10 protein-coding genes are annotated in these 17534 nt (G+C 34.6%); 3 read left to right on the top strand and 7 right to left on the bottom strand.

Annotation, left to right across the window (positions count from 1 at the left end; translation table 11 throughout):
* Positions 1-435 precede the first annotated feature (435 nt).
* The 7 genes from ODZ84_RS22995 to ODZ84_RS22965 all read right to left on the bottom strand — a co-directional run bounded on the left by ODZ84_RS22995 (position 436) and on the right by ODZ84_RS22965 (position 8491).
* The gene (locus ODZ84_RS22995) at positions 436-762 is read right to left on the bottom strand and encodes a helix-turn-helix domain-containing protein (RefSeq protein WP_266174885.1); all 327 of its coding nucleotides are present in this window, start codon (positions 760-762) and stop codon (positions 436-438) included.
* A gap of 317 nt (positions 763-1079) precedes the next feature.
* On the bottom strand, positions 1080-2252 hold the full coding sequence (locus ODZ84_RS22990) for an NUMOD4 domain-containing protein (protein WP_266174883.1): 1173 nt from the start codon (positions 2250-2252) through the stop codon (positions 1080-1082).
* Between the two features lie 720 nt (positions 2253-2972).
* Positions 2973-3518, bottom strand: coding sequence for a peptidoglycan-binding protein LysM (locus ODZ84_RS22985; RefSeq protein ID WP_266174882.1), 546 nt, complete (start codon positions 3516-3518; stop codon positions 2973-2975).
* A gap of 507 nt (positions 3519-4025) precedes the next feature.
* Positions 4026-4565, bottom strand: a complete 540-nt coding sequence (locus tag ODZ84_RS22980; protein WP_266174880.1) for a hypothetical protein — start codon at positions 4563-4565, stop codon at positions 4026-4028.
* Between the two features lie 2 nt (positions 4566-4567).
* Positions 4568-6382 carry an Ig-like domain-containing protein gene (locus ODZ84_RS22975; protein ID WP_266174879.1) on the bottom strand — a complete coding sequence of 605 codons (1815 nt, stop codon included), beginning with the start codon at positions 6380-6382 and terminating at the stop codon, positions 4568-4570.
* Positions 6383-6676: 294 nt separating this feature from the next.
* Positions 6677-6898, bottom strand: coding sequence for a hypothetical protein (locus ODZ84_RS22970; RefSeq protein WP_266174878.1), 222 nt, complete (start codon positions 6896-6898; stop codon positions 6677-6679).
* A gap of 406 nt (positions 6899-7304) precedes the next feature.
* A protein-coding gene (locus ODZ84_RS22965) for an IS3 family transposase (protein WP_408612365.1) occupies positions 7305-8491 on the bottom strand; the annotation gives its coding sequence in 2 pieces (ribosomal slippage) (positions 7305-8239 and positions 8239-8491; 1188 coding nt in all).
* Between the two features lie 538 nt (positions 8492-9029).
* Between ODZ84_RS22965 and ODZ84_RS22960 the strand changes: the two genes are divergently transcribed.
* Genes ODZ84_RS22960 through ODZ84_RS22950 form a run of 3 tightly spaced genes read left to right on the top strand, consistent with a single transcriptional unit; the run spans position 9030 to position 17106 of the window.
* Entirely contained in the window at positions 9030-10016 is a 987-nt protein-coding gene (locus ODZ84_RS22960) for a cell wall anchor protein (protein ID WP_266174877.1), read from the top strand.
* Between the two features lie 2 nt (positions 10017-10018).
* The gene (locus tag ODZ84_RS22955) at positions 10019-10501 is read left to right on the top strand and encodes a hypothetical protein (RefSeq protein WP_266174875.1); all 483 of its coding nucleotides are present in this window, start codon (positions 10019-10021) and stop codon (positions 10499-10501) included.
* Positions 10502-10533: 32 nt separating this feature from the next.
* The gene (locus ODZ84_RS22950; protein WP_266174874.1) at positions 10534-17106 is read left to right on the top strand and encodes an RHS repeat-associated core domain-containing protein; all 6573 of its coding nucleotides are present in this window, start codon (positions 10534-10536) and stop codon (positions 17104-17106) included.
* Positions 17107-17534 lie beyond the last annotated feature (428 nt).

The raw sequence follows: 17534 nt of genomic DNA, 5'->3' as shown, positions 1-17534 counted from the left end.
GTAATATAATAGAATTATGCATCATTCTATTGTAAGGTTGGAAATAAAAATGAAAATATAATTTCTTTGCATTATGGAATTCCTCATCAAATATGGTATAAGGAAAAAGCCAAATAAAGAAATTGATAACACTGCCTAACTGATGAAGTTATTTTCTGTGTATGCTACTATATAAAAATGATATTTTTAAAGCATCTTTTCTAATTAGAATAAAGAATGTAAATTTCTAATTCTATTGGATCTTTGCTTAATGCTTTTGTATAAGGGAGGGTATTTTCTAGTTTAGTAACACTAATTTCCTAATGTTTTTTTGCAGCAAATAATTAATATTTTTTTTAAGCATATTTAAAAGTTAATAATTATTTTAATGATAAATAAATATATAAATTTCATCTCATTAAAGGAATACTGCTCCGAGAACTTTACAACTAATGTTTATTCAACTTCATATCCAAAATCTTTATGCCATTTTTGAATTGTGGTGCGACTTAATCCATATATCTTTGCCGTAAATCTTTTAGATAAATTGTGTTTCTTTTGGTATTGCAGTATTTTGATAATTGTTTCTTTATTGTAACTTCTAAGCTTATGATTATTAATGCTGTCTTCACCCTGGGGACCAAATATCAATTCATTAAATTTTAGTACCTTTTCAGCTGTAGTCAAATCAGAAATCAGGGATTTAATTTTTTTATCTTTTAATTTTTCAGGCTGCTTTTCTAGAAGCAAATCATAATATATCTTAGTATAATTTGGCCGCATAATTATCTTTGTAAAATTAATTTGTAGTAATCATAAATCTTGAAAAATCTAGATTATAAATCATTCAGCTTGTATTACGAATATTTTTAATCGAAACTTCTTAAATTTCATCTTTTTCATAATGTTTTACAAACTAAATGAAATAAATTTAATTCGCCTGAAAAAAAAGAGAAGTTTACCATTCCCTTTTATTATATTTACCACAGATTAATTACTATATATTCAATATTTAGTAATATTTTTTTTCATCATTTGTGTTTTTAATCTCCAGCTACAAGCTGGAGATTTTCCTTTTCTAAACAATCATTAAAAGCCACTTATTCATCCGGTAATTCTGGATGAGTTAAAGAATAAATTGTAATAAGCGAGAGCTTTAAAGGGTCTATATCCCATTTTGGCTCGTTTAAATTCTTGATGACAAGACTTCTGTCATTAAGATCAAATTCCTGCACAAAACAATAATACATTAAACGGGAGATTGACATATTAACATTACGGCCGTTTTTTCTGAGATTTACACTTAGATGCGGATTTTTACTTATAGAATTTACCATTCTGAGAGGCATCATTTTTTCTCTTGCAAAGATTTTACTCCTGGTGACATGCACCCATCCACTTCTGCGTTTAACCCTTCCTTTATTAGAGATGATATACTGCCCTTCGAAATCCGGTATTTCTTTCCATAGCTCTTCCGGAAGGTTTAAAAGGGATAAATTGACGCAGGCAGGCGGATGGTTTTGGTCAATATCAGGTTTGCCTAATTTTTCCCATAAGGAAACATTAAGAGTTTCTTTACTGCCTAAAGCTTTATTTTTTTTGGTTGTCAAAAAATCATTTTCCTGAGGTATATAATCATCGGGAAACCACCGAAAACCTCCTGCCGTAAAACTAATCTTCTTCAACACAGAGAATATACCACCCGGACTGGTTCCTGAAGCTTTACTGGCAGCAACAATACTTTTAAAATTAGAAATATGTTCACCATACACGGTATATTGGCTAACCGCCTGCTTAGCTTGACTGGCCCTTTTTTTACGAAATTTTTTAAGGTGTATTTCACTAATGGAAAGCAGTTCCAAATTATTATAGTTCAGATGAAGAGAATTAGTATCACGATAAGAAATGGCTATATGCTGATCATCCATGCTAAATTTCTCAATAAAATAATAATAAACAAGGCGAGCAACCGATCGTCGAAACTTCTTTCCTTCAAGGGAAAATCCACAAAACACATGATAAAAAGTGCGCTGGAGATAACGGTTAAAATATTTTACAAAACTCAATTTGATAATTCTCTCCCCATCCTTACGATATCCCCCATTGGCCATTGGAGTTAGCCGCTCCAGACTTTTCACCCTTCCCATATTAGAGATGGCATAGTTTTCAAGATCCTCGATTATTTTCCATTCTTCACCCGGAAGATCATCCAGATTAGTATTATATAAGACATTTTTCACGTACTGGTCTTCCAATTCTAGAGGTAGTTGCATCACTTGAGAAATTTTGTTGTGAAATATCGTTTTTTGCGATTTAATTCTATTTCCAGTTAATTAATCTTTTCGTTACCTAAATTTTAACTTAACTCCTTATCATAGGTAGTAAAAAAGCTGGACAAATTTATAAGTTTTCGAAGAATGCGTGACAGCAAATAAAGAAAAATAACTTATGGATACGACAGGTTACTATAACTGCATTAAAGTAATCTCAAACCTCTTTTAAAAATTGACACATAAGAGGAAAGGTCCAGAAAAGCAAAAAAAGACCTGAAATAATTTTTCCTGCTATTATTTGAATGTACTGAGTGTATGTTAATTTGTTTTATTATATTTATGATGAATTAATTACTATGTATTTATTCTTAGTAATAAATTATTTTTCATCATTTGTATTAAGCTCCAGTTTTCAGCTGGAGCTTTTATTTTCTAAATAACCAGATATATTTAAAAGAATAATTAGGAAGACAATGGTTTTTTGAGATTTAATAACTTTAAAAAATATATAAGACAGCTTAATAAATTTACGGAATGTTTGGGGTGCTGTATTAATTAGATTTAAATGTCCAAAACATAGATTCTACCTTACAGCTGATAGATACTTATTCCCGGATTTGAATTTTATTTATATCGGTATCAATACATACAAAATCAAAGGCCTCCTGTAGGAAGCCTTCGATACACCAAATCACAAAATATTAATATGAAAAAATTCACTTATAAAGCTGTTGCCGTATAAGTTACTGTTTGAGTATACGTTCCGGCCGGTTTTCCTAAAATATCAGAAGATGATGATTTCGCCGCTGGAATGGTATAGTCCAGATTCAGGGTCAAGGCGCTTCCAAGAGGAGCATTGGCTACTAAAGTCTGATCTGTTGCCGATAAAACTACAGCACTTTTTGTTCCACCCATAGTTCCTGCAGCTGCTGAAGCTTTGATGGTTAAAACATCTACCGGGATCAGGTTGGTTCCGTTCACGAAGCTCGCACCGCCTGCTTTTACCTTTACATTAAAATTCTTTGTTGAGGTTACTTTCAGGGCGTTGGCCTGGGCCACTGTTTTCTCCGAATTATAATCCGCAGCAGTAGCATAGTTAAAGGCAACAGCACCGGCAATGGCAGTACTTCCCGCATCAATAGAGATGACATCATTCAGCGTGATGCTTACCGTAGTGGTTGCGGTAGTATTCTGAGCCTGAACATTATTAGTTCCCAGTATGAATGCTCCGATACTTAAGGCTGCGATGGCGATTTGTTTTATCATGACAGTAGTATTTAATTTTTATTTTTGTTTAATTGTTCTCTCTTGAACATGACAAATCTACGGCGGCGATAAAATTTTCTCTGTAGTGGAAAATGGAAGTTCATGTAGTAAAATAACTACACGGAGTCATAATAGAAAGCCTTCATGACTTTCTAAGTGTTGAAGGCTTGTTTATTGTATAAACTTGTTTCAATATTAAGTTCTATAATTAAAGTAAAATCAGTTTTTAAGATTTAAATAGTGTCAGTTCTTAGACTACTTGATTTAAAGTCTAAATTTTTGATTGATCACAGGATTATAGAATAAAACATTCGCATTTTCTGTCTGTATTTTATTTTCATTTTCGAATTTCATTTCGGGTCCTATTAAAATGAATTGGCTCCTATCCTACAAATATTGAAGTCAGGTAATTCACGCGAAGAAGGACTCGTGGATACGCTGAATTGTAAGTGCACTCGAAAGAGCGTCAACCAAATAGTCTTTATATATTAATTAATGCCTGTAATATTACTTCCAATAATTCCAGTTGACACCATCATAAACAGCGATTGAATTGCTTACAGTATCGTAGCATATCATTCCCGGATAAGGTTTTTGTACAGACAAATGAGGATTTTTAATATGAGGCAGTACAAGCGCTTTATCTGGTGATTCAAAAATCAAAACACCTTTCGCAGAGCTTGATCCCGACCCAATGATTACACCGTCACCTACTTCACTTCCTGTCATAGGCACCATACCACTGCTGCTTCCTTCATCCGACATATCTTTCCACAAGTTATTTTCATAAAATTTGTTTTTCCCGCTCTGTCTGTCAAAAACAAATGTTCCGTTTTGTGAATTTGCTGCAGACGGCATGGAATTTACTGCAGGTAAAATAAGACCTTTGGTATTTATGGTTTCAATATCAGTAAGCTGATTGCTGGCGGTATTACCGGAAAATTCCAGTAATGAGCCGCTTCCTGAAAGACTGGTTTTGCCAATTGCAACCTGTGCATGAGCTATTGCTAAAAGTAGAATAAATGGTAAAGTAATTGCTTTTTTCATTATTAGTTAGATTCGTTACAGGTTCTCTTAATGCAATTCCAGACTGAACCATTATATAATTTTATACATTGAGAAGCTATATCATAGACAATCATACCTTTTTTAGGATCAGGCACAACTGATGAATTTAAAACTCGGCTGATAACCATCCCTTTATCGGTAGAATTCAAAGCAATAAAACCATTGGGTATACCGCCTTGAGAGATATCTGGTCCTTCAGGCCAGTTTCTATAACGTTCAGACAATGTCGATATGCCCAGTTTCGTGTATGAAGCAGGATTACCGCCAGCCCCAGGTTTGTAACAGTAGTTAACATCAATATTAATATTTGCGGTATTGCTGATCAGTCCTGCGTTATCTTTAATGGTATACTGGATCGTTGTGGCTGTATTGTAGAAATTTGTCGCTGGAGTAAAAGTCAGAATTCCAAAATCATCAACTTTCCAGTTGCCTTGACTGCTAATATCAAAACCTTTTACGTTTCCACCGCTGCTGATTCTGTTAATAGAATTAGTGGGAGCAATAAGATTTATACTTGCAGGAATTAAAACGCCTCCATCAAAATCATTGTCATTTGCTATTAAGTTAAATGTCTTCAGATTATTTTTAGGTGCTGAAAAAGTATCATTTGCCGCAACGGGTGGTCGGTTTATTCCAAAATTATTACCTTGCGAAGATCCTGTAGAAAGTACAGCAGATATTATATTAGAAGTTGTTCCAACGCGATTTCCAACAACAGAAAAACCTGCTGGAACAGTCATTTCGATAGTATATGGTCCTGGAAAAGTATTGGTATTGATATTATCAAAGAAATAAAATCCATTGCTGTTGGTAACAGTATTTTTTACAAATGTTCCGTTACTGCGCAAAGTCATTGATATACCATTATATCCAATACCGTCGGGAGTACCGGCGTTATTATCATTAAAAACAGAACCGTTGAAACTTGCCGCAAATGTAATAGACTGTTCATTATAGGCTCCGATAAATGCTAAATCTGATGAACCGGAAAATGTCTGAATTAGCTGAACTGCCTGAGAATAGTTTGTAGAATTAATGCCAAATTCGGACCAGTCAGCCGCCAGTACACGGATAACTCTAGTACAGGAACTTGAAGTACTCGCACTGTATGTAGGAGGATTTGTATTTGCATGATAAAATTTCCAACACGCACTTCCAATAACAGGAACTGTACTGAAAGAAACTACGTACTGCGTCCCTACAGTCTGACCCGATTGATTCACAAACCTAAAAGTATCAGGTAATGTAGTATCATTGATTGTACCTACCTGCGTAAAAATTAAATCAGGAACATTATCACCGATCGATGAAGGTACAATTCCTAAAGTATTCAAGCTTATGCTGGATCCTGAGGTTATATTAAATAACGCTGTTCCTAAGTCGAGCCCCTGAATTCCATCTGAAAGATATTGCACCAGATTATTATTCACAGGAAGAGGCGAGACATTACCCGCTCCGCCATATAATTGGCCAACCCCAATATAAGTCTCACTATTAGGGGTAGGTATTGTATATACAGGCAATGCTATATAACTTCCTGCAGTATAAGACACTCCTTTGTTGGTTAGTAATGCATTATTAACACCAGTACTAAATGTTTTTTCGGGTAATGGGCCTGTTCCGTCAGGATCCCAGGTAAAGGCAAGTAGGTTATGACTGTTGTCGGGCTTTATAGTCGCGCTCATACTACTGTTCCAGTATCCTGCATAATCAGAATAGATTCGTGACACTGGTTTTTGAGCAAATGAGAATGAGGAAATGATCAATCCGATCAAAACTAAGAGGTACTTCTTCATGAAAATTAGTTTCGCCGGCAAATTTAGTGTAATAGTTTAATGAATTGATAATAAACAATGGTAATTTCCCCAAATATGAATGATATCATAAACAGAAATATTTAACAAAAAAAAAAATTTTTTGTTAAATATTATTCAGCTAAAAACTGGTACTACAATTAAAATACTGTAATAATAAACCCTTTTATCTTTATTCCAAAGAAACAAAATAGCGAAAGCCAAAATTTTCAGACTGCTTTCTGAAAGCAATCATAATATACCTCAATAAGTAGTTTGTCTGCTCATTATTGTCCATCACATAGCCTCTCCATTTTTAAAAGAACAAGATTCATTAATTTTTCCGTTTGCAAAATAATCTACATAGGCCGGCATCCTTTCCAGAAAAGGTATATCCACCACCGTTGCCATCACAGGACTTCTCCACGAAACGACTGCTGATGCTCTTACCTGTAAGAAAAACAAGTCTATCTCCGGAAACATCAATAGTATCATCATCATTAAACGATCTTCCGTCAAAATTTACCCTTGAAAAAGGATTATTGGCTACACAAGTATAAGGACTGGTCGGATAAACTGCTTCGATAACTGATAGCCGATTTAAACCGAACGCACATGGTCACTTTGACTTAAAATGGTGGTCAATATGACTTGTAATCTACATTTATACATCTGGATAATAATAATAATAATAATAATCAAATCTAAAAAACAGTTGAATTAAATTTTCAAATTGTATCATTTATATTCATCCACTTAACCATTAATGAGCTATTTTATACTTTATATAAATTTTAAATAGTGGAATAAGAATGATTTATTAAAGAATTTTTTTTTAATATTATCAATTGAGTTATTTCTATTTTAATAAAATAAATATCTAATTAGCAACATTTTATATAAGCATGGTGTAATCTCACCCATCTTAAGTACACTTAAAAGTAGAGCTTTTAGTTAATAATTTATTGTTGTCGTTGTTAAAATTTTGTTGGAATGTGGGAAACTCGTTGGCCTTAGTTTGGGTTAGTTTTCCATATTTCAATAAAAAATCCCTCGGCGTGAGGTATTGCAATGATTTGTGAGGCCGCTCATTATTATACATCCACATCCAAATTTCCGAATAATGTCTCATCTGACTGATGTTCTCAAATAAATAAACATCTAAGAATTCTGTCCGAAAAGTTCTGTTGAATCTTTCTACCAAAGAGTTTTGCGTTGGTTTTCCAGGCTGAATATAATGAAGCGCGACTTCATTTTTATTGCACCAGTCTTTTAGTTTTTCAGCAATAAACTCTGGACCATTGTCAACTCTTATCGTTTCAGGTTTCCCACGCCAGTCGATTAGTTGTTCCAGCTCAGAAACAACTCTTGCTGATGGTAAACTGGTGTCGATGGTAATATTCAAAATTTCTCTGTTAAAATCATCAATGATATTAAGGCTTCTAACGCTTTTACCATTCTCCAGAGTATCGTGCATAAAATCCATACTCCACGTTACGTTAGGATAAACAGGACGAAGCAAAGGCTCTTTCACCCTTGCCGGAAGCCGTTTCTTTCGTTTACTTCTTAGATTCAGTTTCATCGATTTGTAAATCCTGTAAACCCGTTTGTGATTCCACCCGAAACCCAAATTTCTCAAACGGTGGTGCATTGTCCAAAATCCCCAGGTCTGATGCTGTTCTGCGAGCAAAATCAACTCCTCCCGAATCTTATCATCCTCATTATTTTTCTTTCTTTTATAATAAAATACCGAACTGTTTATGATAAAAAGTCTACACGCATTCCGAATGCTTATTCCGTGTTCCGATCCGGAATAAACGACCAGTTCCCGCTTCTCGGAAGGTGTTAAAGCTTTTTTGCAATCACATCTTTCATTACCACGTTTTCCAGCGTAAGTTCAGCCACGATCTTTTTATATTGTGAGAGTTCCTTTTCCAATTCCTTCATTTTAGAGAGTTGCTGCACATCCAAACCACCATATTTACTCTTCCATTTGTAAAATGTCGGCTGGCTGATCCCGTGTTCACGGCAAATCTCATTCACGGTTCTTCCTTGATTTTGTTCAGCTAAAATCTTAATAATCTGAACTTCTGAAAATTTACTGTTTTTCATAGTATTCCAAATTTAAAAACTATATTTTTAAATGATACTGTTTTTGGGGAAGATTACAATGGCTTTTAAGTTAAATGTCGTAATTTATAAATAGGGACAATAACTATTTTAGCATTTCGAAGTTAAGTGATAAGTTTGAACCCAATATTCAACATTAACATTTATCATTAAATACTGCCATGTGCATAATCGGAAATGATAGAAGGTAATCATTCAATCTAATCAGAAATTAACTTATGCTTTTACATTTTAGATAAATGCATTGAGAAAGTTATATATAATTTTTATCAAGTAGAACATTAACGAATAAAGTACATATATTGTAATAATTACCTCTTATTGTGATATTTATCCATCATCCATCCTCTAAACAAATCGACAATACTTGTTGCCTTTGAAGTTAACCTTCTCCAATCAGATCTAATACTATTAAAGTAATAGTAACAAATTCAAAATAATATTTGATGTACATAGAATTATTTTTATTCGTACGATCCTTTTTTAAATATAAATAATATAATAATTAAATAATAAAGAAATGAAAAGAACTCTATTATTGGCAGGATTTATCTTAAGCCCAATGGTATTCTCACAAGTGTTAAGTACTCAAACAAGAAACGATGCCGGAGCTCCAACTACAGCAAGCGGTTTTTATGAAGCTAATGTACCGGTTAATTATCCGGCAGGAGCATCTGATTGGTGGCATTTATTAGATGTTAGGCATTCTAATGCAAATAATAATTTCGGGATGCAATTTGCGGGAAGTTTTTTTAACCAGGACCTGTATTTTAGAAAAACTAATAATAATGCATCTCAACCATGGATGAGAGCGGTTTTGGAAGATCCTTCTGGGAATGTGAAAATCGGAAAAAATGATGCCTCCAATTCTGAAGCCAGTTTGAGAGTATTTAAATCTGACGGAACCTATGTTGAAATTGCTAATTCATTGGGAACGTTTCAAATAGCAAGATCTGTATGTAATGATTGCTGGGCAACCGGTGCACGTACAGGAGATACAATATTCAGGACTTTAGCTACCGGATCAGGAGGCTCCCAAAATTTATTATTTTCAATTCCTAATAATGGGAATGACGGGGGTTCTTATGTTGGTTTCGAAGATAATCATAATGGAGTGTGGGCCAAATTTTTCAACAATGCAACTGCAAGATTTAATGGGAAAATATTTGTTAAAGAAGTGGAAGTTAAAGCTAATGTTTGGGCTGATTACGTTTTTAATAAAGATTACAAATTAGACTCATTAGAAGAAGTTGAAAAGCACATTGCAGAGAAGGGGCATCTGCCAAATATGCCATCAGCATCTGAAGTAATTGTAAAAGGAATAAATGTCGCAGAAATGGATGCAAAACTTATGGAAAAGATCGAAGAATTAACTCTATACTCTATTCAACAGAATAAAAGAATTAAAAAACTGGAAGCTGAAAATGAATCTTTAAAAATCAAATCAGCAGAGTTTGAAGAATTAAAAATCAAAGTCAGTCAATTCATTTCTGAGCAAAATAAATAACCATGAAAAGAAAAATACTATCGCTTTCTTCTTTATTGATCGGTTTCTTAGGCTTTTCCCAGACAGAAGTCTATTTTAAATATGACGAAGCCGGAAACCAGAGATACCGAGGAACGAATTCAGCCGGCAGACAGGCTCCTGAAGAAATTAAAGAAGTAAAAAAAACAGAAGAAATAAAAGCTATAGCTTCTGTACAGCAAAGCCCTGTCATGGATGAAAAGGCTTTTTTCAAACAAATCAGATTATATCCTGTTCCTGTTAATGATTACCTGACCATCGACTGGACAGAGGAAGTAGATGGGCTTATCGAATCCGTTTCATTATACCAGCACAGCACGTTGCACTGGAAGTTCCAACAGCAGAACATCCCTGGGCTTAACAAAAAAGTAAAAATTAACATGACCGGTTATGATTGGGGTGTTTATGTGGTTCGCTTTACTTTAAAAGACGGCAGAGTGTTGAGTAAAAACATAACTAAGAGATAAAACTTTAACTAATAATGATTAACAAAATGAAAATGAGATTATTTTCATCATTTATACTGTCCTTGTGTGCAGTCATGGGCTTTTCGCAGACCATCCTTTACCAAGCAGAAAACAGCTCTCGCACAGTTCAGGATCCGCAGGCAGTGGTATTAGCGCAGGGATTCAAGGCATCAGGGAGTGTTTCAAATCCTTTTGTAGGTAAGATTGGTCCTGCTACGGAAAACCCGGGAGGAGGGCCGACAGATTCTAATGCAGGAGTGAATAATCCATCAGGGACAAATGCTCCTTCAGGACAAAGCTTTTATGATACCAAAGGGAGTCTTGGGGTTACCGGATCAGGGCAGTTACAATATACTTTATCAGTTGCCCTCCCTCCTGGCGTGAAGAGCGTCGCTCCTCAAATTGATCTTGCTTATACCAGTGGTTCAGGAAATGGAATTGCTGGGTACGGTTGGAATCTTTCAGGAATTACAGCGATTACAAGAATGGGGAAATCTGTAGAGGTCGATGGAGAAGCTAAAGGGCTGCAGCTGGATTATTCTGATTATTATAGTTTCAACGGACAAAGATTGATTTTAAAGTCGGGAGAATATGGAAAGGACGCTGAATATATTACGGCAAGATATTCCAATATGAAAATTAAATCAATTGGAACAGCGCAAGGGTCTACCTCCCAGCCAATGTATTTTCAGGTAACCTTTGAAGACGGTTCACAGGCTTGGTATGGGGATATTCAGTCTGATAATCCGCAATTAAATACGTTTAATGGTAGGACTTCGCTTGAATATAATCTCGTAAAATGGAAAGATGCCCAAGGAAACTACATCAGTTATTCTTATGAATATACTACTGGACAGATGCAGGAATCTGTGAGTAGAATATCTTCTGTACAATGGGGAGGAAATGAAGCGTTAAATAAACCTCATTTCAACAGAATAGATTTCAACTATACAGATAGAAATCTGGTTGAAGAATCTTACGTTGCCGGATATAAATTCGTTCAGAATAAACTTTTAACTGATATAACTGTAAAATCTAATGGTAATCCTTATAGAAAGTATATTATTGACTATGTGCAAAATGGCACGAATTATAAATTTGTAAATAAAATTACCGAATATAATTCTCAGGGAGAGGCTGCTAATCCCGTAGTATTTACCTATCCGAATTTAGTTCCGGCGAGTGTAGATTATTATGGTGTTTTGCCATATAATAGTGACTCTTTTGAAAATGTCAGGCTTACCGGCGACTTTAACGGGGATTCTTATCTAGACTTTGTCATGAGTAACGGTGTCGTAAAGCTTGGTGCTTTCAATGATGCTTATCAGGATGTCTCTACAGGTAAAGTTTTTAATGCTGAAGCCAAAATAGTGAATGTCCTGCTGGATGAAGACGGGCAGGTGTATAACGGAAACGGGATTGTTCAGTATGAAAGCGGTAAAGTAGTAGGTTATATTTTTAGAAACAATGGTTTTGTTAAGGTTTTTGAAAAAGCTCTCTCTCAGACACCCTGTACTTCATGTAATGTAAGCCTTAATGAAGGTGACATCAACGGAGATGGGATATCTGATGTTTTTATCACTTTGTCACCCCAATCCGGATTTGGTATTGTGGATAAATATATTGTAGATCTGAAAAATTCAAGTATTCCTGTTTCCACATACAGTGTACTTCGTGGATTTAACGAAAGTGATTATCCTAACCAAAGATATCTTGATGTTGATGGTGACGGAAAAATAGATATCATAGATGTTTCTAATACAGCTTATACCGTGTTTGAGTTTGTCAAGACATCTCCTACGCAATATGTGAAAAAAATCAAGTATTCCGGTAATCTGGCAGAGACAAAAGATTCGGATTACCCTGTGCTTTTCGGAGATTTTAATGGTGATGGGAATTTAGATTTCACCATTCCTGTGACAGCGAATCAGGGTGCTGATAACTGGAGGTTTTACATGGGAATGGAAAACGGTTTCCAGAACGTTTTAAAACAAAATTTTCTTAAATATAGAAAGCCTACGCAGCCATCAAATCTATCTCTGATTGATCATCACTTCTACTCCATTTCAGATATCAACAAAGACGGGAAGTCGGATATTGTTTTTATTCATTCTAAAAATAAGGTTGGTGCTGTAAATAACAGCGGAAATGCACTTTGGAGGAGCTTGCAATATGACGTAAATACATTACAGGCTAATGGAGGAACAGATTTTATTCCAGGCTTGAGTTCTGCAAGCCCGTCATACTCTGTGGGAGGTGGAGAATATGGATTATTTCAGCCTATGACAAATCCGATTAAATCTAATAATAATTACTATGATATCTTTGTTTTTAAAAATACCAGGGTACATAAGTATAAAGCACAGACTTCTTTAGCTGAATTATCAAGAGTTAAATCAATTACTCAGGCTGGGATTACAACAATAATTGATTACAAAGAATTGAATCCGGATATAAATCCGTCTTTTTATGCTAAAGTTAAAAAGGAATATTATCCGTATTTTTCATTAATCCGTGCAGATAATTCCTATGCTGTATCTCAGTTGCTACAAGGAAATAGAAAGCAAGATTTCAGATATAGAGGAATGACAACCCATATGCAGGGAAGAGGAGTCATAGGGTATCATCAAACTGCTCGTTCTTCCTGGTATGCAGAGGGATATGAAAATACGAAAATATGGTCTGGGATAGAGATCAATCCTTTTTTGGATGCGGCTCCTGAGAAAGAATGGTCAATAAAAACAAATGATGAAAGCAAAATTTTTCCGGCAGATATCTCAGTAAATAATACACAGCTACTTTCTTTTAAATCTACTGTTCATCAAAAAGATCAATTGATAAACGGAAGTTTAGTTACTACTGTAACTGATGCGGACAAGCCAAAAGTAGTAACAGTAATTATTCCTAAGAGTACTGTTGAAAAGAACTTTCTGACAGGAACAGTGACAACGGGTACTATAACCTATGGGGATTATTATCTTCCGATTCAAAGTACTTCTAATGTAAATAATGGATATGGAACCGCTAATTCTACATTTGAATATGTTCATAATCCATCAGGTACCGGTGCAGATTATTACATAGGTCGTCCAAAGTCTAAAACAGATATAGTACAGGCTTACGGAGATACAAAATCAGCGAAAAAAGAATACACCTATGAAAATAATCTTTTAAAGACCTTAAAAAATTGGAATAGGATTAATTCAGAATATCTACAGGAAACATATTTTTATGACGATTTTGGAAATGTTATTCAGGAAGTCACTTCAAATAATGTAGATAGTCAAATCCATACAGCTTTTTCGGAATATGATACAAAAGGGAGGTTTGTTTTAAAATCAATAGATAATTTAGGTTTAGAAACCAATATTGAATATAATGATTTTGGGCAAATAAAGAAGACAACGGATCCATCCGGTAATTCTAAAATCAATACATATGATATTTGGGGTAAACTGATCTCTGTTAAAAGTAATTTATCAGGCACTACCAAATATCAGTATGAAAAAGATAATTCTTCAAATATTATCTCCACACAATATCATCCTGACGGTAATATTACCAAAATATATACCAATAGATTAGGACAAGAATTTAAAGTATCCACAAAATCTTTTGGCCAGGGACAATTTGTTTCAAAAGAAATTCAGTACGATTTATTGGGAAGAAAGATTAATGAAAGTGAATCGTATTTTGAAGGCCAGGCAGCAACTCAATGGAATACTATAAATTATGATGATTCTATTTATCCTGCAAAAGTAACCGCAACTTCATCTAGTGGTAAGCAGATAGAAACAATTGTTTCCGGACTTACAACAACTGTTAAAGAACTTAACGGGTACAATAGGATAACATCAAAAACCTCGGATGCTTTAGGAAATATGATTTCCTCTGCTGATAAGGGGGGTACAATCCTGTTCTCATACAATGCCGCAGGCGAGCAAATTAGAGCTCAGTATGCTGAAAATATTGTGACGACCAAGTACGATGCCTGGGGAAGAAAATCGGAATTGAACGATCCGTCTAATGGTCTGTATAAATATGAATATGATATATTTGGGCAGCCTAAAAAAATTATAAGCCCGAAAGGAACCAAAGAATATATCTATAATAATTTAGGAAAACTTATTACGCAAAAAGAAATATCTACTTCGGATGCAGGTCTGGCAACCAATAAGATAATTTCCTATACGTACGATAACAAAGGAAGGATAATATCTAAAGGTGGGACATCCAAAGGAAAAGCATATAGCTCAAATATTTCTTACGATTCTCAAGGAAGATTATTATCTGCTTCTGAAAGTAGTAATGGTAAATTTTTTATTCAAAAGGGAATTACTTATGATGATAAGGGAAGAGTTATTTCTTATGAAAAACAGCTCTTCTCCTCAGGAATGTTAACGAAAATACAGATTGAAAACATCTATGATGCATGGAATGGCGAATTATATCAGGTAAAAGACAAAGTAACAGGGAGAATCCTTTGGGAACTTCAGGAAACTAATGCAAAAGGTAAAATCGTAAGATCTAAGTTAGGATCAGCAAATGTTACTAATACCTATGATAACAACGGTTTCTTAACGAATGTCAATCATTCATCAGCAGTAAAGCCTGGCATTTTACAACTTTCCTACTCTTTTGATGCTATAAAGAATGAACTAAAAAGTAGAACAACAGGCGGGGATTTCAATATTGTAGAATCATTTGATTACGATGATAATAACCGTTTGGTAAACTGGACAAATCCGGTAACAGGGGTTAAGCCTTCGTTAAACAGAAACGTTTATGATATAAAAGGTAGGATCATTGAAAACGATCAGGTAGGAACTATGAAGTACGAAAATTCTGCCAAGATTTATCAGCCTACAGGCATGACTCTGAATGCAACAGGAACTCAGAATTATAACAATGATTTAATACAGAACATTACTTATAATGAAAACAATGATCCTGTATTCATCGATGGAATGAAAGGGGATGTCGCATTCCAGTACGGGCTTACCGCCATGAGACAGAGAGTGACCTATGGTGGAAACTTTACAGATGATACTGATGGTAAATTTACCAAATATTATAACGAAGACGGAAGTTTTGAAGTACAGGTAAACAATACTACAGGAAAAGAAAAACATATTCTTTATATTGGAGGAAGCCCATATGAAAGTAATATCGTATTTTTAAGAAACTTTGACGAGGCCAACGGATCTTATAAATTCTTACATAAAGATTATATCGGAAGCATATTAGCTATCAGTGATGAATCAGGAAACAAACTTGAGCAAAGGCACTTTGATGCGTGGGGTAATTTTACCCATTTGCAGATAGGGAACGGAGCGATAATTACAGATAAGAATACTATTGATAATACTGCATTATTATTAGACAGAGGATATACCAGTCACGAACATTTTACAGAAGTAGGAATTATCCACATGAACGGAAGATTGTACGATCCACTTTTGAGAAGATTCTTAAATGCAGATGAAAACATTCAGGAGCCATTTAATACCCAAAACTATAATAAGTATGGTTATGTGCTAAATAATCCATTGATATTTAGTGATCCTACAGGAGAATTTTTCTTTTTAGCACCGGTAATTGCTTGGGTGGTGGTAAATGCTGCTGCAATTGGTACAGGAGCATTAATAGGAGCGGCATTAAGTGTAGCGATGTATACGATCCAGGCCACGATAAATAACAATTGGACCTTAGGTGGATTTGCCAAAGCTATTGTAACAGGAGCTGTGACCGGAGCTGTCTCCGCTGGAGCAGGGCAGATATTCAGTGCCGGAACTTTTATAGCCACAGTCGGAAACGGAGCTGTTTCAGGTGCTGCAAGTGGTGGTGTGATGGCTTTGATCAACGGAGATAACTTTTTAAAAGGATTAGTAAAAGGGGCGGTAATTGGCGGAGCTGTAGCTGCGGTAAGTTATACAGTTAACTTTTTATGTAGCGCTAAAACAGAGAAAATTAAAGAGTCTGATCTCGATCTATCAGACAGTCAAAGTTCAACTGAAATAGCAAATACAACAACGTCAACCGATCCAGATGTTTTAAATGACAGAATTAAAACTTTTAGAAAAAATAATTATTCAGATGAACAAATTAAAAGGTATGGTGTAGCTGCAGATAAACTTGATGAATCAAGCATAAATAATACCGGGCAGTATATGGATGGCGGTTTTATTGCAGAAACGAGATTGAATTTTAATTTCATAAAAAATACTTCTGATATTACGTATTCTGCTCGTGCAGCAAATAATTCGTATCTTCTAGGAAAGACTATGGCCCATGAAACTGCACATGCCTATGTAAATAAAATAACCAGATTAATACCTGGTTCAGGAAACCGAATTGGTTCAGGGTTGAAAGAAGGGCGATTAGATACAGTAGAACATATAGCCATTAAGAAACTGGAAAATACATACTATAATCTTAATCTTCCGGGGATGGATATGGGTAAGCTCAATATTATTCCATTAAAAGAAATAGATAAAGTCATAAAAGGACTATCGCCTACAATGCAGGCACAGGTGCAGTCTTGGACTGAAAAGTTATTTGAAGTTTTTAACAGAAAAGTTACATATCAGGGACTCACATGGTAAATCGAAAATCTTATAAAATAATAATTAGTATTGCGGGGATGTTTTTTCTCACATCATGTAGTAAAGAAAAACAATTAGAGTCAAACTCTTCATTCAGATTTGAAAATCTTACGGATAGTTATGACTCAAATACGGCTACATTTTCCAGAAGATATGCTGATGATACCATTAGGATTAAAGTATTACTTAACCAGGAGGAAAAAAAGCAGATCTTATTGCTGTTTTCGCAAAATAATTTCCAAAATTTTCCTAGTGAAATAGATTGTTCAAGTTGGGGAAGAAATCCGAAAATTTATGATGAACTTATTTTGAATAATCATGCTGTGAAATATATTCATAACGTTGATCAGGGTTTATTTTGTCTAAAGGGTAAGAAATTTAATCACATTAGTACATTGATATATGAGATATTGATGCATAAACCCGAA

The organism is Chryseobacterium fluminis (assembly GCF_026314945.1).
Lineage (GTDB): Bacteria > Bacteroidota > Bacteroidia > Flavobacteriales > Weeksellaceae > Chryseobacterium > Chryseobacterium fluminis.
Note: the sequence above shows the minus strand (reverse complement) of the source record. Positions and strands in the feature narration are given on the sequence as shown.